Genomic DNA, 20,884 nt, shown 5'->3' on the forward strand with positions numbered 1-20,884 from the left:
CGGCTGAGTCCAAGGCGACCGCCATTGGACTTGTCCTGAAACCTACCCCTTGGTGGGCGGTGAATCAATGGATGCCGCCATTGGGCACCTATTCGCCGCGGAGCCCATCAAGGGTGCGCAACGCAGCATCACGGAGACCCCGGGGCCCTGGACCGGCAGCCAGGATATCCCGGCTGGACGTTCCCAGGACCTGCGGGTACGCGGCCCCGAAAGTCCGGCGCAGGTCCGCAGGGGTGGCCCCCTGGGCGCCCAGTCCCGGGGCCAGGATGGGCCCGCGGACCGCCGGCAGGTCCAGGTGCAGGTCAGTCAACGCTGACCCCACGGTGGCTCCGACGACGAGTCCAACGGACCCCAGGCTGCCGGCATAGCGCTTGTTCTCTGCCGCTGCCGCCTCGATGATCCGCCGAGCCACGGAGTCGGCTCCGCCCACATGCTGCACGGAAGCCCCCTCCGGATTGGAGGTCAGGGCCAGGACAAATACACCGCGGCCGTTATCCGCCGCCAGGTCAAGGGCCGGGCGGAGCGACTCAAACCCCAGGTACGGGCTGAGGGTCACGGAGTCGGCTGCCAAGGCCGAGCCGTCCCGCAGCCAGGCGTCCGCGTAGGCAGCCATCGTGGAGCCGATATCCCCCCGCTTGGCGTCAGCAATGGTGAGGACCTGTGCCTGCGCTGCTGCTGCCAGGACCTCTTCAAGGACTGCCATCCCGGCCGAGCCGTGGCGCTCGTAAAGCGCCACCTGCGGCTTCACGGCGGCAGCGAGGAAACCGACAGCCTCCAGGACAGTCAGCGAGAACCGCCTCAGCCCTGCGGCGTCGTCGGCCAGTCCCCAGTCCTTCAGGAGTGCCGGGTGCGGGTCAATGCCCACGCACAGCGGCCCGCGGGCCGCCATGGCCGCCCCGAGCTGGGAGCCAAAGGACTCCCGGCCGGCGGGGCTTGATGAGGTGGAGCCGGCCTCAGGCATTCTGCGAAACCGCAGACTCGGCCGCCGCATTCTCTGCAGCTGCCTTCTGGGACGCCACCAGGGCGGCGGCGTGCTCCTGCAGGCTCGTCACTGACCACTCGTAGGTGCGCATCGCCTCGATGGCCTGCACCGCCGCGTTGAACTCTGCCACCGTGGTGATGCAAGGGATGCCGATGGATGTCGCGGCGGCACGCAGGGCGTAGCCGTCGCTGCGGGCTTCACCGCCGGAGGGGGTGTTGAAGACCATGTCGATCTCGCCGGCGATGACGAGGTCTGCGATGGTGCCCTCTCCTTCGGCACTGCTGCCCTCGGCGACCTTGCGGACCGTGCTGGCCTGGATGCCGTTGCGGCGCAGGACGTCGGCGGTGCCGCCGGTGGAGACGATCTCAAAGCCGAGGTCAGAGAGACGCTTGACGGCCATGATGACCGCACGCTTGTCCCGGTTGGCCACGGAGACGAAGATTTTGCCTTCAGTGGGCAGGGCGTTGTTGGCGGCTGCCTGGCTCTTGGCGAAGGCGGTGTCGAAGTGCTTGTCGATGCCCATGACTTCGCCGGTGGACCGCATCTCCGGCCCGAGCAGCGAGTCCACAACCTTGCCGTCCGGGGTCCGGAAGCGGCTGAACGGAAGCACGGCTTCCTTGACCGAGACTGGAGCGTCGAGCGGCAGCGTGGAGCCGTCACCGGTTTCCGGCAGCATCTTGTAGGCGGTCCGGAGCTGATGGATGGTGACGCCAGTGCCGATCAGCGCAGCGGCCTTCGCCATCTGAACGCCCGTCGCCTTGGAGACGAACGGCACAGTGCGGGAGGCTCGCGGGTTGGCCTCGAGCACGTAGAGAACGTCCGAGGCCAGCGCGAACTGGATGTTGATGAGGCCGCGGACGCCCACACCCTCGGCGATGGCGCGGGTTGCCGTGCGGACACGTTCAATCACGTTGTTGCCCAGGGTGATGGGAGGCAGGACACACGCGGAGTCGCCGGAGTGGATGCCAGCCTCCTCGATGTGCTCCATGATGCCGCCCAGGTACATGTCGGTGCCGTCGAAGAGTGCGTCGACGTCGATTTCGACGGCGTCCTCTAGGAAGCGGTCGATCAGCACCGGGTGGTCCGGGGTGATTTCCGTGGCGTTGGCGATATACCGGGAGAGGTTCGGCTCGTCGTAGACAATTTCCATGCCGCGGCCGCCGAGCACGTAGGACGGGCGGACCAGGACGGGGTAGCCAATCTCGTCGGCGATCTTCTTGGCGTCGTCGAAGGACACTGCGGTGCCGTTCTTCGGGGCGATCAGCCCGGCGTTGTCGAGCACGCGGGAGAACTCGCCGCGGTGCTCAGCAAGGTCGATCGCTTCCGGGGACGTGCCCAGGATGGGGACGCCGGCGTCGGCCAGCTGCTGTGCCAGCTTCAGCGGGGTCTGCCCACCGAGCTGCACAAAGACGCCCATCACGCCGCCGGTGCGTTCTTCGGCGGCGATGACCTCGAGGACGTCCTCCAGGGTCAGCGGCTCGAAGTACAGGCGGGTGGAGACGTCGTAGTCGGTGGAGACGGTCTCCGGGTTGCAGTTGACCATAACGGTCTCGTAGCCGGCCTTGCGCAGCGCCATGGAGGCGTGGACGCAGGAGTAGTCGAACTCGATGCCCTGGCCGATGCGGTTGGGGCCGGAGCCGAGGATCAGGATGGACGGCTTAGAGTGCAGCGCAATCTCGTCCTCCTCGTCGTAGGACGAGTAGTGGTAGGGGGTGTAGGCGGCGAACTCGGCGGCGCAGGTATCCACCGTCTTGTAGACCGGACGGATCCCGAGGGCCTGCCGGACGCCGCGGACCACGGCTTCGGAGTTGTGCGTGAGGGAACCGATCTGCTCGTCTGAGAAGCCGTGGCGCTTGGCGCGCTTGAGCATCTCCACGGTCAGGGCTCCGGCCTGGCGGATCTCGTGGGAGATCTCGTTGAGCAGCTGGAGCTGGTCCAGGTACCAGGGGTCGATCTTGGTGGCTTCGAAGAGCTGTTCCACGGTGGCGCCGCCGAGCAGGGCGCGCTGGACCTGGTGCAGGCGCTCCGTGGTGGGCCGCTTGGCCTTCTCGATCAGCTCCGGGACTTCCCATTCGGGGACGGAGGTGAAGTCCAGCTGCGAGCCCTTCTGCTCCAGGGAGCGGAGGGCCTTCTGCAGCGCTTCGGTGAAGTTACGGCCCATGGCCATGGCTTCGCCCACGGACTTCATGGTGGTGGTGAGGGTGTCATCTGCAGCCGGGAACTTCTCGAAGGCGAAGCGAGGAACCTTGACCACCACGTAGTCCAGGGTGGGTTCGAACGACGCCGGGGTTTTCTGCGTGATGTCGTTCGGGATCTCGTCCAGCGTGTAGCCAAGGGAGAGCTTGGTGGCGATCTTGGCGATGGCGAAGCCCGTGGCCTTGGACGCCAGGGCGGAGGACCGGGACACGCGCGGGTTCATCTCGATGACCACTACCCGGCCGGTGTCCGGCTCGATGGCGAACTGGATGTTGCAGCCGCCGGTGTCCACGCCGACCTCACGGATGACGGCGATGGAGATATCGCGCAGCCGCTGGTATTCACGGTCCGTCAGGGTCAGCGCAGGTGCCACGGTGATGGAGTCTCCGGTGTGCACGCCCACGGGGTCGAAGTTCTCGATGGAGCAGACCACCACGACGTTGTCGTTTTTGTCGCGCATCATCTCAAGCTCGTATTCCTTCCAGCCGAGGATGCTCTCTTCAAGCAGCACCTCGCTGGTGGGGCTGTACTGCAGGCCCTGGCCCACGATGCGGCGGAGGTCATTTTCGTTGTAGGCCAGGCCGGAGCCGAGGCCGCCCATGGTGAACGAGGGCCGGACCACCATCGGGTAGCCGAGGTCCTCGGCGGCGGTGAAGGCCTCGTCCATGGTGTGGATGATGTGGCTGCGGGCCGATTCGGCGCCGCAGCGTTCCACCACGCCCTTGAACTTTTCGCGGTCCTCGCCGAGCTCGATGGCCGCAATGTTCGCACCGATGAGCTCTACGTTGTACTTTGCCAGCACACCGTTCTTGTCCAGCGCGATGGCCGTGTTCAGCGCAGTCTGGCCGCCAAGGGTGGGCAGGATCGCATCCGGGCGCTCCTTGGCGATGATCTTCTCCACCACCTCGGGGGTGATGGGCTCGATGTAGGTGGCATCGGCGAACTCGGGGTCCGTCATGATGGTGGCCGGGTTCGAGTTCACCAGGATGACCCGCAGGCCCTCCTCCTTGAGGACACGCAGTGCCTGGGTGCCGGAGTAGTCGAACTCCGCGGCCTGGCCGATGACGATCGGGCCGGAACCGATGACCAGGACGCTCTTAAGGTCAGTACTCTTGGGCATTACTTCTTGTCCTCAGTCTTGGAATCGGTGGTGTTCTTGGTGCCGGCTGCCTTTGTGTCCGCCATCAGGTCGATGAAACGGTCAAACAGGTAAGCGGCGTCGTGCGGGCCGGCTGCGGCTTCCGGGTGGTACTGCACCGAGAAGGCGGGGATGTCCAGGCACGCGAGGCCTTCGACGACGTCGTCGTTAAGGCTGATGTGGCTGACCTCGACGCGGCCGTAGCGCTCCTCGGGAGCCTGCGTGGCGCCGTCGAGCGGTGCGTCAACGGCGAAGCCGTGGTTCTGCGAGGTGATCTCCACCTTGCCGGTGCGGCGGTCCAGGACGGGCTGGTTGATGCCGCGGTGGCCGTATCGGAGCTTGTAGGTGCCAAAGCCCAGGGCACGTCCCAGGATCTGGTTGCCGAAGCAGATGCCGAAGTACGGCAGCTTCTCGTCCAGCACGGAGCGCAGCAGCTTGACCTGGGCATCTGCCGTGGCGGGGTCACCGGGGCCGTTGGACATAAAGAAGCCGTCCGGGTTGACTGCCTTGACGTCCTCGAGGGTGGAGGTTGCCGGCAGGACATGGACACGGACACCGCGCTCGGCGAACCGGATGGGGGTCATGGCCTTGATGCCGAGGTCTATCGCTGCGATGCTGAAACGGGGCTCGCCATCCCAGCCGTGGTCCTGGGGGTCCACCACATAGGCTTCGCTGACGCTGACTTCCTCGGCAAGGCGGGCGCCTTCCATCGGGGCGCTGGCCAGGACCGCGTCCAGGAGTTCCTTGTCCGTGGCCTTGGCGGCATCACCCGAGAAGATGCCGGCCCGCATGGTCTTGTGCTCGCGCAGGTGCCGGGTAATGGCACGCGTGTCCACGCCCTGGATGCCAACGATCCCCTGCTCAACGAGCTCCTCGTCCAGGGAGCGCTCGGAGCGCCAGCTGGAGGGGCGGCGGGCGGCGTCGCGGACGATGTAGCCGGCCACCCAGATGCGACGGGACTCGGCGTCCTCGCTGTTCACACCCGTGTTGCCGATGTGCGGCGCCGTCTGCACCACCAACTGGCGGGCGTAGGAGGGGTCGCTGATGGTTTCCTGGTAGCCGGTCATGCCGGTGGCGAACACCGCTTCGCCAAGGGCAGCGCCCTGCGCGCCGTAGCTGGTGCCGCGGAACATGCGGCCGTCCTCCAGGACGAATACCGCCGGGGTGGAAAGGGCTGCTGGTGCCGCAGCCTCTGCTTTTGCTGTCGCTGTTTCTGTCACTGTCTTACTTTCCACTCTGGGGATCTGCCTGTGGGGCTGCGGCGATCAATTGCTGAAGGGAGTCATAGAGGGCGTCTTTGTCGGCGGCCCGGCGGGTCCGGAAGCCCGTATCGACTTCGTGGGTTCCGAGGTCCCAGGTAAGGACCAGGAGACCCTCCTTTTCAACGAACTTGCCGGCCATTCCGCTTTCCTGCCGGACGGCGGAGAGGCTTCCAGCCGGGATGTAGAGCGCCGGCGCACCGGTTCTGTCGAAGAGGACGCCGTGCGGGTACACGCTGAGAACGGCATTGGTCCGGATGCCGAGGCTGTGTACCGCGATCCGGTCCAGCCAGTCCCCGGCGGTGGTGGACGCCACGTACTGGCCGTCGGCGCCGGCGAGCGGGACCCCGGGCGCCTCGGGCACGGCCGGCAACCGGCCGACGTCGGCCTGCCGCCTGAGGCGGCTCCGCCAGCCCGCCCAGATCATCAGCAGGACGACGGCGATGAGCACCGTCGTGATGAGGCCAGTGAGGAGTTTGGTGTCCATCAGGAGGCGCCTGCCGCAGACGCCGCCGGTTCGCGGTACGGCGTGTTGAGCTTGCCGTCCAGGACGGTGGGGTGGCCTTTGTAGAAGGTGGCCACCACCTTACCTGGCAGCTCCAGGCCGGCGAACGGGGAATTGCGGCCCATGGTTGCCATCTTGGCGGGGTCAACCGTCCAGCGGGCAGCGGGGTCCACGAGGATGATGTTGGCCGGTTCACCGGCGTCCAGGGGGCGGCCCTGGTCCGTTACTCGGCCGATCTGCGCCGCGGCCGAGGAGGTCACCCGGGCAAAATCGGCCCAGGTCATGAGGCCGGTTTCGATCATGGTGTGCTGGACCACGGACAGAGCGGTTTCCAGCCCGGTCATGCCCATTGCGGCCTGCGCCCACTCGCATTCCTTGTGCTCGCTCGGATGCGGGGCGTGGTCGGTGCCCACCACGTCGATGGTCCCGTCGGCCAGGCCGGCGCGCAGTGCCTTTACATCTGCATCCGTCCGCAGCGGCGGGTTGACCTTGTAGACAGGGTTGTAGCTGCGGACCAGGTCGTCAGTGAGCAGGAGGTGGTGCGGGGTGACCTCGGCGGTGACGTTGATGCCGCGTTTCTTGGCCCAGCGGATGATCTCCACGGAGCCGGCCGTGGAGACGTGGCAGACGTGCAGGCGGGAGTTCACGTGCTGCGCCAGCAGGACGTCACGGGCGATGATGCTCTCCTCGGCGACCGCCGGCCAGCCCGTGAGTCCCAGGACGGCGGAGACGGCGCCCTCGTTCATCTGGGCGCCGGCGGTGAGACGGGGTTCCTGCGCGTGCTGGGCCACCACGCCGTCGAAAGCTTTGACGTACTCCAGGGCGCGGCGCATCAGCACGGGATCGTGGACGCAGAGGCCGTCGTCGGAGAACATGCGGACCTGGGCGCGGGAATCCGCCATGGCGCCGAGTTCGGCGAGTTGCTCGCCGGCCAGGCCGACGGTCACGGCGCCGACGGGGCGGACGTCCACCCAGCCGGCCGCGCGGCCCAGGCTGTGGACCTGTTCCACCACTCCGGCGGTATCTGCCACCGGGTTGCTGTTGGCCATGGCGTGGACAGCGGTGAAGCCGCCCAAGGCGGCGGCGCGGGAGCCGGTCTCTACGGTTTCGGCATCTTCGCGGCCGGGTTCGCGTAGGTGCGTGTGCACGTCCACCATGCCGGGAAGTGCCACCAGGCCGGCGGCTTCGATGACGGTGGCGCCGTGTGCGTCTTTGTGGGCGGCAACGGCGGTGCCCCGGGCGGCGATGACGCCGTCACGGATGAGCAGGTCCTCGGCCCCGGCGCCCAGGATCGACGCACCGCGGATCAGGTAGGTTCCGTTGTTCTCGGCCATCAGTTGCTCTCCTTGGTGGAATGGGCGGCGTTCGAACGCGCTGCATTGTTGCGGGCTGCGCCCGCTGTGGCGGCTGGTTCGCGGGTATCCCCGGAGAGCAGCAGGTAGAGGGTCGCCATCCGGACCGAGACGCCGTTACGCACCTGCGCGAGCACGGTGGAGCGGGGCGAGTCAGCGGCCGCGGAAGAAATCTCCAGGCCACGGTTCATGGGTCCGGGATGCATGATGATGGTGTCCTTCAGTCCCAGGCTGTCGAGGGCCCGGAGCCGGTTGTCATCGAAGCCCCAGCGGCGTGAGTATTCGCGGGTGGAGGGGAAGAACGAGGCGTTCATCCGCTCGCCCTGCACGCGCAGCATCATCACGGCGTCCACACCCTGCGCCAGGGTGTCATCCATGTTGTAGCTGACCTTGCACGGCCAGTGTTCAACGCCGATAGGCAGCAGGGTGGGTGGCGCCACGAGGGTGACTTCGGCGCCGAGCGTGCGGAGCAGCCAGACGTTGGAGCGGGCCACGCGGGAGTGCAGGACGTCCCCGGCGATGGCTACGCGCATGCCTTTAAGGTCTGCCCCGATGGACGCGGAGCCCGCCAGCTGTGACCAGTGCCTGCGCATGGTGAAGGCGTCCAGGAGGGCCTGCGTGGGGTGTTCGTGGGTGCCGTCGCCGGCATTGATGACAGCGGCGTCGATCCAGTCCGTCGCGGCGAGCCGGTGCGGCGCGCCCGAGGCCCAGTGGCGGATCACAACGACGTCCGCGCCCATGGCTGCCAGCGTCTGGGCTGTGTCCTTGAGGGATTCGCCCTTGGAGACGGAGGAGCCCTTCGCGGCGAAGTTGATAACATCGGCGGACAGCCTCTTGGCGGCCGCTTCAAAGGAGATCCGCGTGCGGGTTGAGTCCTCGAAGAAGAGGTTCACCACGGTGCGGCCGCGGAGGGCCGGGAGCTTCTTGACTTCGCGGTCCCCGACGGCAGCCATTTCTTCGGCGGTGTCGAGGATGCGGATGGCGTTGGCCAGGCTGAGGTCTTTAGTGGAGAGGAGGTGTTTCACGCGCCACCCTCGATAACCACTTCGTTGACTACGGAACCGTCGGCGGCGGTGTCGGTTTCCTCAAGGCGGACCCGGACCTTCTCGGCGGACGAGGTGGGCAGGTTCTTGCCCACGTGGTCCGCCCTGATGGGCAGCTCACGGTGGCCGCGGTCGATCAGCACAGCGAGCCGGACGATCCGCGGACGGCCGAGGTCAATGATGGCGTCAAGGGCGGCACGGATGGTGCGGCCGGAGTACAGGACATCATCAATGAGCACCACAACCTTGTTATCGATTCCCGTGCGCGGGAGTTGCGTGGGGTACGGCGGCCTGGTGGGCTGGTGGGAAAGATCATCGCGGAACATGGTGACGTCCAGCTGCCCAACAATGGCGGTGGCGTCCACCGTGGGGTCCGCGGCTGCAATCTTGTGTGCGAGGCGGACGGCCAGCGGATAGCCGCGGCGCGGGATGCCCAGCAGGACCAGGTCCTTGGACCCTTTGTTGGCCTCAAGGATCTCGTGGGCGATTCGAGTGAGTGCACGGTCAATGTCTGCCTGGTTGAGGACAACCCTGGCTGGAACCGTTGCGTTTGTGACAGAAGTCAAACTCTCGTCTCCCCTTTCCCCGCCTCACGGGACGGAATTAAAAAAGGATCATTTGCGTTTCAAAATTACCACACCGGCAGGGGCATCATAGGCTTCCAGTATGTCCATGCACCCTCATCAGCCGGGTTCCGGCCAGCCCGGCGGGCCGGCCGGTCCCCAGGATCCCTTCCCCAGGCAGGCCAACCCCAGTTGGATGGGCCGGATTGAACCGGAGTACTACCGGCCCGCACCCGGAACCAACGCGGCTCCGCTGCCGCCTTTGGGGCCTCCGCCGGCAAGTCTGGCGGGCAGGCGGTCCACCGGCCTCCTGGCACTCACGGTGGGAGGCGCCGCCCTCGTCTTCCTGAGCCTGTTCCTGGTGGTCCCGTTCCTGCTGGCCAGCACCGGCGTGGGCGGGTTCCTGGTGGGGTTTGTCCTGTCACTGATTCCGTTGTCCGCGGTGCTCCTGGCTGTTTACCTGATCGACAGGTGGGAACCGGAACCCCAGCGGCTCCTATTCTTCGCGTTTACCTGGGGCGCGGCGGTTTCCATCGCGGTCACGCTGCTGATCCAGCCGTTCTTCGCCCTGACCTTCCAGTTCAGCGACGTGGCTGACTTCCAGACGTTTATGGCCACCGTCCAGGCGCCCGTGGTGGAGGAGTTCGCGAAGTCCCTGGGCCTGCTGCTGATTCTGTTGCTGGCGCGCAAACACTTCGACGGTCCGGTGGACGGTGTGGTGTTCGCCTTCACCATCGCCGGCGGCTTCGCGTTCACCGAAAACATCCTCTACTTTGGGCGGGCCATCGCCGAATCCGCCAACCCGGGAACGGATCTGGCCCAGATCTTCCTGCTCCGCGGGGTGATGTCGCCGTTCGCGCATGCCATCTTCACGGGGACCACCGGACTCATCATGGGTTTCGCTGCCCGCCGCTGGCACTCCGGGGCCTCGGTGCTGGCCTTTGTCATCGGACTGATCCCGGCGATGCTGCTGCATAACCGGTGGAACAGCATGGGCGCGGGGTTCCTGGCGGAGTACATCCTAATCCAGGTGCCTATCTTTGTGCTGGCCGCTGTGGGGATCATCCTGCTCCGCGTCGCTGAAAACCGGCTCACCCGCCAACGGCTGATGGAATATTCCGCGGCCGGCTGGTTCAGCCCCGCCGAAGTTGAGCTGTTGGCCACACCGCGCGGCAGGCGGACCGCCCTGCAGTGGGCGGCCGGCTACAACCGCCGCCCGCAGATGAAGGCATTCCTGCACTCCGCCACCCAGCTCGCCTTTATCAGGCAGCGCATCCTGAGTGGCCGCGATGTCCGGCTTCACCAGATGGAGGAACAGCAGCAACTGCAGCAAATTCTGTCCCTGCGCGGCGCCGTCGCGGGCTGACACAGAAGGGACCGGCACCACCGTATGGGTGGTGCCGGTCCCTCCCGTCACGAAGTGCTGTTCAGGGGGTCCTGCTCAGGCGAGCAGCGAGGGCTTCAGCTGCTGCAGCCGGCCCAGGAGGCCGTTAATGAACGACGGCGATTCATCCGTTGACAGCGTCTTGGACAGCGCCACTGCCTCACTGACCGCGACACCGTCGGGAACGTCGTCGTTGTACAGCAGTTCCCACGTGCCGATCCGCAGGATGATGCGGTCCACCGAAGGCATACGCTCCAGGGTCCAGCCCTGGGAATAGGTCTCAAGGAATTCGTCGATGGCCGTCTGCTGTGAGACGACGCCCTCCACGATTTCCAAGGTGTACGGGTTCACGATCTGGTCGGTCAGTTCGCGCCGGGACCTGAGCACGTCAAAAGCGGAAACCGAGCGCTGCTCAGCTTCGAAGAGGACATCCAGCGCCCTGTTACGGGCCTTACCGCGTGCGCTCACTACTCGCTGACCCGGCCGAGGTAGCTGCCGTCGCGAGTATCGACCTTGACCTTGGTGTTGTTCTCGACGAACAACGGAACCTGGATCTCGTAGCCGGTTTCCAGGGTTGCGGGCTTGGTGCCGGCCGAGGAGCGGTCACCCTGCAGGCCAGGCTCGGTGTAAGTGATCTCCAGCACAACACTGGGCGGAAGTTCGATGTACAACGGGTTGCCTTCGTGGATGGCGATGTTCACCATCTGGTTCTCCAGCATGAAGTTGGTGGCGTCGCCAACAGTGGCGCCGGAGACGGTGAGCTGGTCGAAGTCCGAGGTGTCCATAAACACGAAGTCTGCACCGTCCTGGTACAGGTACTGGTAATCGCGGCGGTCAACCGTGGCGGTCTCGATCTTAAGGCCGGCGTTGAACGTCTTGTCTACAACTTTGCCGGACATCACGTTCCGCATCTTGGTCCGCACAAACGCGCCACCTTTGCCCGGCTTGACGTGCTGGAATTCAATGATGTTCCAGAGCTGGCCCTCAAGCTTAAGGACCGTTCCGTTCTTGATGTCGTTAGTGGTTGCCACTGGTATCCTCTGGTTTCTATCTGTCTGGTCAGTTGTCAGACGTTCTATGCCGGCCAGGCATGCCGAACGGCCCGCCAGCGCGTGTTTATCAAAAATCCAAGAACTATTCTACCGGTAAAACCCGGGCGGCTTGTGTCCAAGCCTCCCGGTCACCCACGCCAGAACGTGACAGGAGTGTCAGCAGGCAAGATCCAAGACGTCGCGGGCCCGCTGAAGCGCCACGGTGGACGAGTAGATCAGTGCGGCATCAGCCGATTGCGCAACACGAAGATCCAGCGCCCGGGCAAAGGCTTCCACCGCGGCGGACGCGTGTCCGGCGGCGTACTGGGTCTTGCCCAGGTATTGCAGGACCAGGGCTTCACGGTCAGTCCCCTGGAACTCAGCGAGCAACTGCCTGAACAGCTCCAGGGCGCGGTCCGTGCGGTGCGAGACACGCAGCACCTCTGCCTCGAACGTGCGAAGGCGGAAAGACTCAGGGTCCTTGAAGCGGGCCTCCGCGAGCAGTTCGGCCGCCTCCGCAGCATGCCCCTCCACGATCAGGACGAAGATCTGGTCCGACGGGTCCGTGGACGCCGCCAGGGCCGCGCGGCATGCATCCCCGTTGACGATCTCCGGCAACAGGGAGACCGGGTTGATGCGGATTCCGGGGAAGCCAGCCTCGGGCCAGTCGCTGGTGCCCGCCACGTCGCCCTGCATCAGGAGGCGATTTCCTGGTAGGCGGCGAAGAGCAGCGACGTGTCCGGGACATCCAGGATGCCCGGCTTTGCAATGCCGTCCAGAACCACAAAGCGCAGGAGGTCCCCGCGTGATTTCTTGTCGCGCCGCATGCCGTCCAGCAGCCCCTGCCAGCGGTCCCGCCGGTACGTGACCGGGAGTCCGAGTGTTTCCAGGATGCTGCGGTGGCGGTCGGCGTCGGCATCGCTGAGCCGGCCAACGCTGCGGGCAAGTTCCGCGGCAAACATCATGCCCACCGATACTGCCGCGCCGTGGCGCCAGGAGTACCGCTCCACCAGTTCAATGGCGTGGGCCAAAGTATGGCCGTAGTTCAGGATTTCGCGCAGCCCGGATTCCTTGAGGTCTTCCGAGACCACTTTTGCCTTGACCGCGATGGCGCGTTCAATGAGTTCACGCAGGGCATCCGATCCGGGGTCGGTGGCCGCCGCCGGGTCCTTTTCCACCAGGTCAAGGATGGCCGGATCGGCGATGAAGCCGCACTTGATGACTTCAGCCATGCCGGAAATGATTTCGTTCCTAGGCAACGTGTTCAGGGTGTCCAGGTCCACCAGCACTCCGGCCGGCGGGTGGAAGGAGCCCACCAGGTTCTTGCCCTCAGCCGTGTTGATGCCGGTCTTTCCACCCACGGAAGCATCCACCATTCCCAGCAGGCTGGTGGGCATGTGGATGACCTTCACGCCGCGGAGCCAGGTAGCCGCCACAAAACCGGCCAGGTCGGTGACGGCCCCGCCGCCGACTGCCACGATGGCGTCCGAGCGCGTGAAGTCGTTCTGGCCCAGGACCTGCCAACAGAAAGCGGCGACCTGGATGTGCTTGCCTTCTTCGGCGTCCGGGATTTCCGCGGTCAGCGAGGTGAAACCCGCTGCAGCGAGCTCATCGCGGACGGTGTCACCAGTGAGCCGCAGCGCACGGGGATGGATGACCAGCACACGCCGGACCCGCTCCCCCAGCAACGCGGGAAGGTTCCCCAGCAGACCGCGGCCAACTACGACGTCGTAATTCTGCCCTGCGGATTCGCCGGTGACCTTGATGACTGTTGAATCGACGCTCAATTTTCAACTTCCTGTTTGGCGGCCGCGTAGTCACGCAGCGCAACTTCGAGCCGGTGTCCCAGCTCGCTGACTGAGCCATGGCGGACATCCACCACAAGGTCGGCCAGCCGTTCGTAAACGGGTTTCCTGGTAATAAAGAGTGCGGACCATCGGGCCATGGCATCGCCGGCGAGCAGCGGCCGGCCCGAGTTGCGGGCAATGCGGACGGCCACGGTTTCCTCATCACATTCGAGGTACACCACGGTGCAGCCGGCCAGGAGCTGCTGCGTTCCGGAATCCAGCACCGCACCGCCACCCAGGGAAATCACGCTGGCCGAGCCTCCTGCTTGCTCCACCGCGCTGGCTACGGTCCGGGCCTCAATCTCCCGGAACGCGTGCTCGCCGCGTCCGGCAAAGATGGACGCGATACTGCCATGGGCCTCCACGATCAGATTGTCCGTATCGACGAACGGCACGTCCAGCAGCTTGGCCAGCTCGTGGCCGATCGCGGACTTTCCCACCGCCATGGGTCCGATGAGGACAATGGGCCGGTTGCCAGGCACACCGACCTTGCGGCTCCCGGGCACTAGTGGCCGATCGAGTCCAGGGATGCCGGAATGTTGTCCAGGTAACCCTTGATGTTGCGGGCGGTCTCCGCCACGGAGTCACCGCCGAACTTTTCGGTAACGGCTTCCGCCAGGACCAGCGCCACCATCGCCTCGGCCACAACACCGGCAGCCGGCACGGCACAGACGTCCGAGCGCTGGTGGTGCGCCTTCGCAGGCTCCCCCGTGCTGACGTCAACCGTGCGCAGGGCGCGGGGCACCGTGGCGATGGGCTTCATGGCCGCACGCACGCGGAGCACGTCGCCAATGCTCATGCCGCCTTCAATGCCGCCGGCCCGGTTGCTGGTCCTGATGATCTTACCGTCCGCGTCCTTGACGATTTCGTCATGGGCAGCGGAGCCGCGGCGCGCGGCGGTGAGGAATCCGTCGCCGACTTCCACGCCCTTGATGGCCTGGATGCCCATTAGGGCAGCGGCGAGCCGGGAGTCGAGCCTGCGGTCCCAGTGGACGTAGCTGCCCAGTCCCGGCGGCAGCCCATACGCGAGGACCTCCACCACACCGCCCAGGGTTTCGCCTTCTTTGTGTGCGGCGTCAACCTCGGCCACCATGGCATCGGACGTCTCGCGGTCGAAGCAACGCAAGGGATCGGCGTCGAGCGCTATCACATTGGCGGGAACGGGCAGCGGACGGCCCTCGGGCACCGTCACGCTGGCAATGGAGACTGTATGGCTGACCAGTTCGATGCCGAGCGCCTTGAGGAACTGGGACGCAACCGTGCCCATGGCAACACGGGTGGCGGTCTCCCGGGCGCTGGCACGCTCCAGGACGGGCCGGGCTTCGGAGAACCCGTACTTCTGCATCCCGGTGAAATCTGCGTGTCCCGGACGGGGCCTGGTCAGGGGCGCGTTGCGGGCCTGGTCGGCGAGGATTTCCGGATCCACCGGATCGGCAGCCATGATCTGCTCCCACTTGGGCCATTCGGTGTTGGCGACCTGGACGGCCACCGGACCGCCCTGGGTCAGACCGTGGCGGACGCCGCCGAGAATGGTGACGACGTCCTGCTCGAACTTCATACGTGCGCCCCGGCCATAGCCAAGGCGGCGGCGAGCCAATGAATCGGCGATCTGCCCGCTAGTGAGTTCAACACCGGCGGGGACGCCTTCAATAATTCCCATCAGGGCCGGACCATGGGATTCACCGGCAGTCAACCAACGCAACATAATTTCCATCCTGCCACGTATGGCGGTCAGAACGCCCGTCGGGGAAGGCCGACTGCGTCACACATCACATCTATGACAGCTGCGTTAACGTCGTCACCGCGGCCGGTGAACAGGCGTACCTGTTCCACAGCTTGGTACAACAACATCTCAAGTCCGGGTACCACGGCGCCGCCGCCGGACTGCCACACCGACGCGATCCGGCTCGGCCAGGGATCGTAGGCCACATCCAGGAGGACACCGGGCGTCCCGGTTCCCAACGCAGCGATCTCCCCCGCCAGACCGTCCGCTGCGCGCGGCGGGAGCGTGGAAATCACGACGTCGGCACTTGCGGTAGGAACGGCGGCTTCGGTCAGCGGCCGGACAACGACGGAAAGGCCTACTCCGGCAGCGGCAGCGCGCGCTTCTTCGGCCCGGGAGGTATCGCGGACGAACACCTGGGCGTGCTGCGTGCCCAGATCCTTCAGCGCGGCCACTGCGGCTGCGGCTGTACCGCCTCCGCCCAGGACCACGGCAGCGGGGCTGGCCGCCACTCCGGCGTTAAGGACAGCGTTGACGATGCCGGCGACGTCGGTGTTGTAGCCGATGCGCCTGACGGAGCCGAGGTCTTCCTCGAAGACGACGGTGTTGACCACGCCCAGTATCCGCGCCACACCGCGGACTTCGTCCACTTCGGCAACCATGCCGGATTTCAGGGGCATGGTCACTGAGAGTCCACGCCAGCCCTGCTCCGTCCTGACCTGTTCCATAAATGCGGGCAGCGCCTGCTCGGTCAGGTCCAGGGCCGTGTATCCAATGTCCATGCCAAGTTTGCCGTAGGCCGCCAGGTGGAGGGCCGGGGACTTGGAGTGGCTGATCGGGTGGCCCAGGACCGCAGCCCGGAGACTCATGTGCAGCGGCCCACGTTGGCCTGGCACCAGGTGTTGTACTGGGTGACGTAGACGTTGTGCTCGTCGAGCGTCTTGGAGAACTTTGTCTCCTTCGTGTCCAGGTTGATGGTTACCCAGTACAGGTAGTCGTTGGTTTTGGGCTTCGCCGCCGCATCGATGGCGGTTTTGCCCGGAGAACCGATGGGGCCTGGCGGCAGGCCCGGGTTGGCGTACGTGTTGTACAGGTTGGACTTGTCCTGGCGCTCTGCATCGGTGAAGTTGAAGCTCTTGGTGCCCAGTCCGTACGTCACGGCCGAATCCACCTGCAGGTAGCCGGAGGTCTGGTCATTCGGCTTGAGGCGGTTGTAGATGGCTCCGGCAACGTCGCCGTACTCAGCCTGTCCGCCTTCGGCCTGCACAATGCTCGCCACGATCACAGCTTCATACTGCTTCGCCGGATCGGTGATCCCCTGTGCCACAAGTTCGTCCGTGGTTCCCTTGACCAGCGACTGGAGGATGTCCTTCGCCGGTGTGCCAAGCGGGAAGCGGTACTCCCCCGGAGCGAGGAAGCCCTCAAGGTTTTTGGCGTTGGCCGGAAGGCCGAACTGCGCCGGAGCGTTGCTGAATTCCTTCAGTTGCTGCAGCGACACACCGGAGCCCTCTGAGATGGCCTGCAGCGACTCGCCGATCCTGAGACCGGCGCTCAGGGCGAAGTAGATGACTTTGCTCTTGTCGGTGCCAAGCAGGACGCTGACCGCGTCAGAGTTCTTCATCTCCGTCTTGAACGTGTAGTCCCCCGGCGACAGCGTTCCGCCGGATGAAGCAAAGGCCTGCAGGAATGTGTCAGCGTTGGCCACTACTTTCCCGCTCTCCAGTTTGGTGGCCACGGAGCGGGTACCTTCGCCTGGCTGGACCGAAACAATGACTTCGCCGGTGCCGGGACCGGGATAGTCGGCCGCTTTGTCGTTTCCAAGCAGGGGCTTCAGGAACTGCGCGCCCACGGCGATCGCTGCCACGAAGACCACAAGAGTCAGGAACAGGGCCAGGAGGCGGCGCCGGCGCCGCACCTTTTTTGAGGGCTTTGCCACTACGGAAGCCGCGGCTGCGCCGGCGAACAGGCCGTTGTCGGGGTGGTGATCATCAAGGTAGTGGTCATCGGCGTGGTGATCATCATGGTGGCCTGCATCGTGGTGTTCTTCGTCCGGATAGTGGTGCCCGGCTTCATGGAGCGTTTCGTCAGGGTAGTGGGGCCCGGCGTCGTGCGTTTCATTAAAGTGCTCGTCATTGGGGTGGTATTCCTGGACCTGGGCGTCATCCGGATGGTGGTTTGCGGCCGGACCGGCGTCCTGGATGGAAGGCGGCGTATCCGGGGCTGCGGGAATAGCCGGCTGCGGCTCCGGATCGGGCGCTCGAACGGGTTCGGCCGCCTGGACCGGTTCGGGGGCCGGCGCCGGAGCGGGTGCAGCTTCGGGTTCAGATGCCGTGGCAGGTGCAGGCGCGTCCTGCCCCGTTTCGTAGGCCTGCTCGGGAACAACATCGCTGCTTCCCGTGTGCTTCTCCAGGGCGCGGACCTCTTTTCGGGTCAGCGGCCTGGCGCCATCGTTGCTCGTGGCGCCTGAGGCGTCGTCGTTACTGGACGGGCTCACTGTAGCCTTCCGTGTTCTGAGATCGAGTCGTGCCTTCCGGGGCCGCATGCTCGGGCTGAACTGCCGAACCTGCTCCGGATGGCCGAGTACGGGGCGGCGCAGTCACGCGGCTGCCAACGTCCGTTCCCCTGGCTTTTTGCATGTCTATGGCGTGCTGGAGGATGCCTGCCGCCGCGACCTGATCCACCACTTTACGGTGGTTCCGGCTGCTCATGCCAGCTTCGTGCAGGTTGCGGTGCGCCGTAACACTGCTCAGGCGCTCGTCCACCAGATTGACCGGAACATCCATTCCCCGGGCAAAGAGCTCCGCAACCAGCAGTTCGGCGTAGTCGGTGGCCATTCTGGCAGAAGCGTGCTCCTCGCCCTTCATGGTACGTGGCAACCCCACGAAGACCTGGACGGCGCCCAGTTCCCCAGCGAGCGACGCGATGACGCGGACGTCGGAGTTCTTCTTTACGTTGCGGTCCAGGGTCTTGTACGGAGTGGCCAGGATTTCGTCCCGGTCGCAGATGGCGACGCCAACGCGGACGGTGCCGACGTCTACCCCCAGTTTGATGCCCTGGGGGACGACGGCGGCGCCAGCGGATTCTGTCACAGCTTCCCTAGCGCCGGGAGATGGCGTCCACAACGGCGGCCAGCGCCGGTGCGACCTTAGCGGCGTCCGTGCCGCCACCCTGGGCGACGTCGTCCTTGCCGCCGCCGCCGCCGCCGAGGATTCCGGCCGCGAGCCGGACCAGGGCGCCGGCCTTCACCCCGGCTTCCCGGGCTGCCTCGTTGGTGGCCACGAGGATCATGGGCCGGTCATTGCTAACGCCGGCCACTGCCACGGTGGATGCTCCCGAACCGAGGCGGTTACGCAGGTCAAGGGCAAGGTTGCGGATGTCGTCTGCGCCGCCGATCTGGCCGGCGTCGTGCGCGATGACCTGGACGCCGGCTGCGTCCCGCGCGGTGCCGACAAGGTTTCCGGCCGCCGCGGCGATCTGTTCCTTACGCAACCGGTCGAGTTCCTTCTCCGTGGCCTTGAGCTTGTTCAGCGTGCTGGCGATTCTGTCGGCGAGCTGCCCGGAAGGCACTTTGAGCATCTCGGTCAGTTCGGTCACGAGGGCGCGTTCGGCGGCCAGGTGGCGGAAGGCATCCATGCCCACAAACGCTTCAACACGGCGGTTGCCTGAACCTACTGACTGCTCGCCGAGCAGCGACAGGCTGCCGATCAGGGACGTGTTTGCTACGTGCGTGCCGCCGCAGAGTTCCCGGGACCACGTGCCGTCGATCTCCACAACACGGACTTCGCTGCCGTAGTTTTCTCCGAAGAGCGCCATGGCGCCCAGCGCCTTGGCCTCTGCCAGGCCCATGACCTTGGTGTCCACGCGGAAGTTGTTGCGGATGGCGAGGTTGGAAACTTCCTCGATTTCCGAACGCGTGGCGGTGCTGAGGCCTTCGCCCCAGGCGAAGTCGAAGCGCAGGTAGCCGGCCTTGTTGTAGGAGCCGCGCTGGGTAGCTTCGGGGCCGAGGATCTGGTGCAGGGCGGCGTGCACAATGTGCGTACCGGTGTGGGCCTGCTCGGCGGCGTGGCGCCGCTCGCGGTCCACGGCGGCGCGGACCAGTGAATCGGAGCCAATCTCGCCCTCGCGGACGATTGCCTTGTGGACGCTCAGTCCCTTGATGGGGCGTTGGACGTCCAGGACTTCAACGACGAATCCATCACCGGTGATGAGGCCGGTGTCAGCCGACTGCCCGCCGGCTTCAGCGTAGAACGGGGTCTCCGCCAGGACGAGTTCAATTTCGTCGCCGGTGGCGGCGTGCCCCACGTTCTGTCCGCGGTTGAGGATGCCCCGGACCCGGGACTCACCATCCAGCTCGGTGTATCCGGTGAAGACAGTCTCGCCTTGGGCCAGCAGTTCCTGGAAGGCGCTGAGATCGGCGTGGCCGCCCTTCTTGCCCTTGGCGTCGGCCTGCGCACGCTGGCGCTGTTCCAGCATCAGGCGGCGGAATTCCGGTTCATCGACCTTGAGTCCGGCTTCCTCGGCCATTTCCAGGGTGAGGTCGATCGGGAAGCCGTAGGTGTCGTGCAGGGCGAAGGCATCGGCGCCAGACAGCGGCGTGCCGGCGGCCTTGGAATCCGTCACGGCGTCTTCGAGGCGGGCGGTACCTGAAGCGATGGTGCGCAGGAAGGCCCGCTCTTCGGCGTAGGCGATACGGCTGATGCGGTCAAAGTCCGTCGCCACGATGGGGTAGACGCCCTTCATGGCATCGCGTGAGGCGGGGAGCAGGTCCGGCAGGCAGGCCTTTTCGACGCCGAGCAGGCGCATGGAACGCACGGCGCGGCGGATCAGGCGGCGCAGGACGTAGCCACGGCCCTCGTTGGACGGGGTCACTCCGTCGGCGATCAGCATGAGGGCCGAACGGATGTGGTCACCCACAACGCGCATGCGGACGTCGTCCGTGTGGTGCGGATCCTCAGGTGTTTCGGCCGAGGTGTACTCCCGGCCCGACAGCTCAGCAGCCTTGTCGATCACAGGCCGGACCTGGTCGGTCTCGTACATGTTCTCGACGCCCTGCAGGATCATCGCGAGGCGCTCCATGCCAAGGCCGGTATCGATGTTCTTTTTGGGCAGTTCGCCGACGACGTCGAAGTCGTCCTTCGAGCGGACGTTGTCGATCTGGTACTGCATGAACACCAGGTTCCAGATTTCAACGTAACGGTTTTCGTCGGCGATGGGACCGCCCTCGACGCCGTAGGCAGGGCCCCGGTCGTAGTAGATCTCCGAGCAGGGGCCTGCGGGGCCCGGCTGGCCGGTGTGCCAGTAGTTGTCGGCCTTGCCCATGCGCTGGATGCGCTCGGACGGAACGCCGGTGTTCGTCAGCCACAGCTCCTTGGCTTCGTCGTCCTCTTCGTAAACCGTCACCCACAGCAGTTCCGGCGGAAGGCCATAGCCGCCGTCGTCCACGCTCTTGGTGAGCAGCTCCCAGGCGTACTTGATGGCGTCTTCCTTGAAGTAATCACCGAAGGAGAAGTTGCCGCACATCTGGAAGAAGGTGCCGTGGCGGGCGGTCTTGCCCACCTCTTCGATGTCACCGGTGCGGATGCACTTCTGAACGCTGGTGGCCCGGGCGAAAGGGGCCTCTTCACGGGCAGTCAGGTAAGGGATGAATGGGACCATGCCGGCCACGGTGAACAGGAGGGAGGGGTCGCTGGAGACCAGCGAGGCGGAGGGAACCGCGGTGTGTCCTTTGCTGACAAAAAAGTCCACCCAGCGCTTTGTGATCTCCTGCGACTTCATGAGCTGATTACATACCCTTCTCGGTTCACGCGTTGTGCCACGCATGACTTATTGGTTCAGACGGCAGTGCCGGCAAGCGGCGGCTG

General features: G+C 65.6%; 18 protein-coding genes. 1 reads left to right on the forward strand and 17 read right to left on the reverse strand.

The window, feature by feature from the left end; genetic code table 11:
* Positions 1-88: 88 nt before the first annotated feature.
* Genes pyrF through pyrR form a run of 7 tightly spaced genes read right to left on the reverse strand, consistent with a single transcriptional unit; the run spans position 89 to position 9,041 of the window.
* Positions 89-961 carry an orotidine-5'-phosphate decarboxylase gene (pyrF, locus tag ACZYZ4_RS03735; protein ID WP_463858316.1) on the reverse strand — a complete coding sequence of 291 codons (873 nt, stop codon included), beginning with the start codon at positions 959-961 and terminating at the stop codon, positions 89-91.
* On the reverse strand, positions 954-4,298 hold the full coding sequence (carB, locus tag ACZYZ4_RS03740) for a carbamoyl-phosphate synthase large subunit (protein ID WP_463858318.1): 3,345 nt from the start codon (positions 4,296-4,298) through the stop codon (positions 954-956). Before carB ends, pyrF begins: the two co-directional genes overlap by 8 nt.
* Entirely contained in the window at positions 4,298-5,560 is a 1,263-nt protein-coding gene (carA, locus tag ACZYZ4_RS03745) for a glutamine-hydrolyzing carbamoyl-phosphate synthase small subunit (protein ID WP_463858620.1), read from the reverse strand. The genes carB and carA overlap by 1 nt, the downstream gene beginning before the upstream one ends.
* Positions 5,541-6,062 carry a PH-like domain-containing protein gene (locus tag ACZYZ4_RS03750; RefSeq protein ID WP_463858320.1) on the reverse strand — a complete coding sequence of 174 codons (522 nt, stop codon included), beginning with the start codon at positions 6,060-6,062 and terminating at the stop codon, positions 5,541-5,543. The genes carA and ACZYZ4_RS03750 overlap by 20 nt, the downstream gene beginning before the upstream one ends.
* Positions 6,062-7,414 carry a dihydroorotase gene (locus tag ACZYZ4_RS03755; protein ID WP_463858322.1) on the reverse strand — a complete coding sequence of 451 codons (1,353 nt, stop codon included), beginning with the start codon at positions 7,412-7,414 and terminating at the stop codon, positions 6,062-6,064. The genes ACZYZ4_RS03750 and ACZYZ4_RS03755 overlap by 1 nt, the downstream gene beginning before the upstream one ends.
* On the reverse strand, positions 7,414-8,457 hold the full coding sequence (locus ACZYZ4_RS03760) for an aspartate carbamoyltransferase catalytic subunit (protein WP_463858324.1): 1,044 nt from the start codon (positions 8,455-8,457) through the stop codon (positions 7,414-7,416). Before ACZYZ4_RS03760 ends, ACZYZ4_RS03755 begins: the two co-directional genes overlap by 1 nt.
* Entirely contained in the window at positions 8,454-9,041 is a 588-nt protein-coding gene (pyrR, locus tag ACZYZ4_RS03765; protein WP_463858326.1) for a bifunctional pyr operon transcriptional regulator/uracil phosphoribosyltransferase PyrR, read from the reverse strand. Before pyrR ends, ACZYZ4_RS03760 begins: the two co-directional genes overlap by 4 nt.
* 100 nt (positions 9,042-9,141) lie before the next feature.
* On the opposite strand from pyrR, the gene ACZYZ4_RS03770 reads away from it, so the two are divergent.
* Entirely contained in the window at positions 9,142-10,404 is a 1,263-nt protein-coding gene (locus tag ACZYZ4_RS03770) for a PrsW family intramembrane metalloprotease (RefSeq protein WP_463858327.1), read from the forward strand.
* Between the two features lie 75 nt (positions 10,405-10,479).
* Here ACZYZ4_RS03770 and nusB read toward each other — a convergent pair whose 3' ends face one another.
* From nusB to alaS, 10 genes are all read right to left on the reverse strand, one after another.
* Positions 10,480-10,890, reverse strand: a complete 411-nt coding sequence (nusB, locus tag ACZYZ4_RS03775) for a transcription antitermination factor NusB (RefSeq protein WP_056340263.1) — start codon at positions 10,888-10,890, stop codon at positions 10,480-10,482.
* A complete protein-coding gene (gene efp, locus ACZYZ4_RS03780; RefSeq protein ID WP_056340266.1) occupies positions 10,890-11,453 on the reverse strand; it encodes an elongation factor P in 564 nt (187 codons plus the stop codon). The genes nusB and efp overlap by 1 nt, the downstream gene beginning before the upstream one ends.
* A 177-nt stretch (positions 11,454-11,630) precedes the next feature.
* Positions 11,631-12,149, reverse strand: a complete 519-nt coding sequence (locus tag ACZYZ4_RS03785; protein ID WP_463858329.1) for a tetratricopeptide repeat protein — start codon at positions 12,147-12,149, stop codon at positions 11,631-11,633.
* Positions 12,149-13,240, reverse strand: a complete 1,092-nt coding sequence (gene aroB, locus ACZYZ4_RS03790; RefSeq protein ID WP_058932360.1) for a 3-dehydroquinate synthase — start codon at positions 13,238-13,240, stop codon at positions 12,149-12,151. The genes ACZYZ4_RS03785 and aroB overlap by 1 nt, the downstream gene beginning before the upstream one ends.
* On the reverse strand, positions 13,237-13,782 hold the full coding sequence (locus ACZYZ4_RS03795; RefSeq protein ID WP_463858331.1) for a shikimate kinase: 546 nt from the start codon (positions 13,780-13,782) through the stop codon (positions 13,237-13,239). The genes aroB and ACZYZ4_RS03795 overlap by 4 nt, the downstream gene beginning before the upstream one ends.
* Before the next feature lie 23 nt (positions 13,783-13,805).
* Entirely contained in the window at positions 13,806-15,005 is a 1,200-nt protein-coding gene (gene aroC / locus ACZYZ4_RS03800) for a chorismate synthase (RefSeq protein WP_463858332.1), read from the reverse strand.
* Between the two features lie 26 nt (positions 15,006-15,031).
* Positions 15,032-15,892 carry a shikimate dehydrogenase gene (locus ACZYZ4_RS03805; protein ID WP_463858334.1) on the reverse strand — a complete coding sequence of 287 codons (861 nt, stop codon included), beginning with the start codon at positions 15,890-15,892 and terminating at the stop codon, positions 15,032-15,034.
* Entirely contained in the window at positions 15,889-17,517 is a 1,629-nt protein-coding gene (mltG, locus tag ACZYZ4_RS03810) for an endolytic transglycosylase MltG (protein WP_463858335.1), read from the reverse strand. Before mltG ends, ACZYZ4_RS03805 begins: the two co-directional genes overlap by 4 nt.
* Positions 17,501-18,112 carry a Holliday junction resolvase RuvX gene (ruvX, locus tag ACZYZ4_RS03815; RefSeq protein ID WP_463858337.1) on the reverse strand — a complete coding sequence of 204 codons (612 nt, stop codon included), beginning with the start codon at positions 18,110-18,112 and terminating at the stop codon, positions 17,501-17,503. The genes mltG and ruvX overlap by 17 nt, the downstream gene beginning before the upstream one ends.
* A 7-nt stretch (positions 18,113-18,119) precedes the next feature.
* Complete coding sequence (alaS, locus tag ACZYZ4_RS03820; protein WP_463858339.1) at positions 18,120-20,798, reverse strand: alanine--tRNA ligase; 2,679 nt, start codon at positions 20,796-20,798, stop codon at positions 18,120-18,122.
* Between the last annotated feature and the right edge of the window lie 86 nt (positions 20,799-20,884).

The organism is Pseudarthrobacter adonitolis (assembly GCF_055412845.1).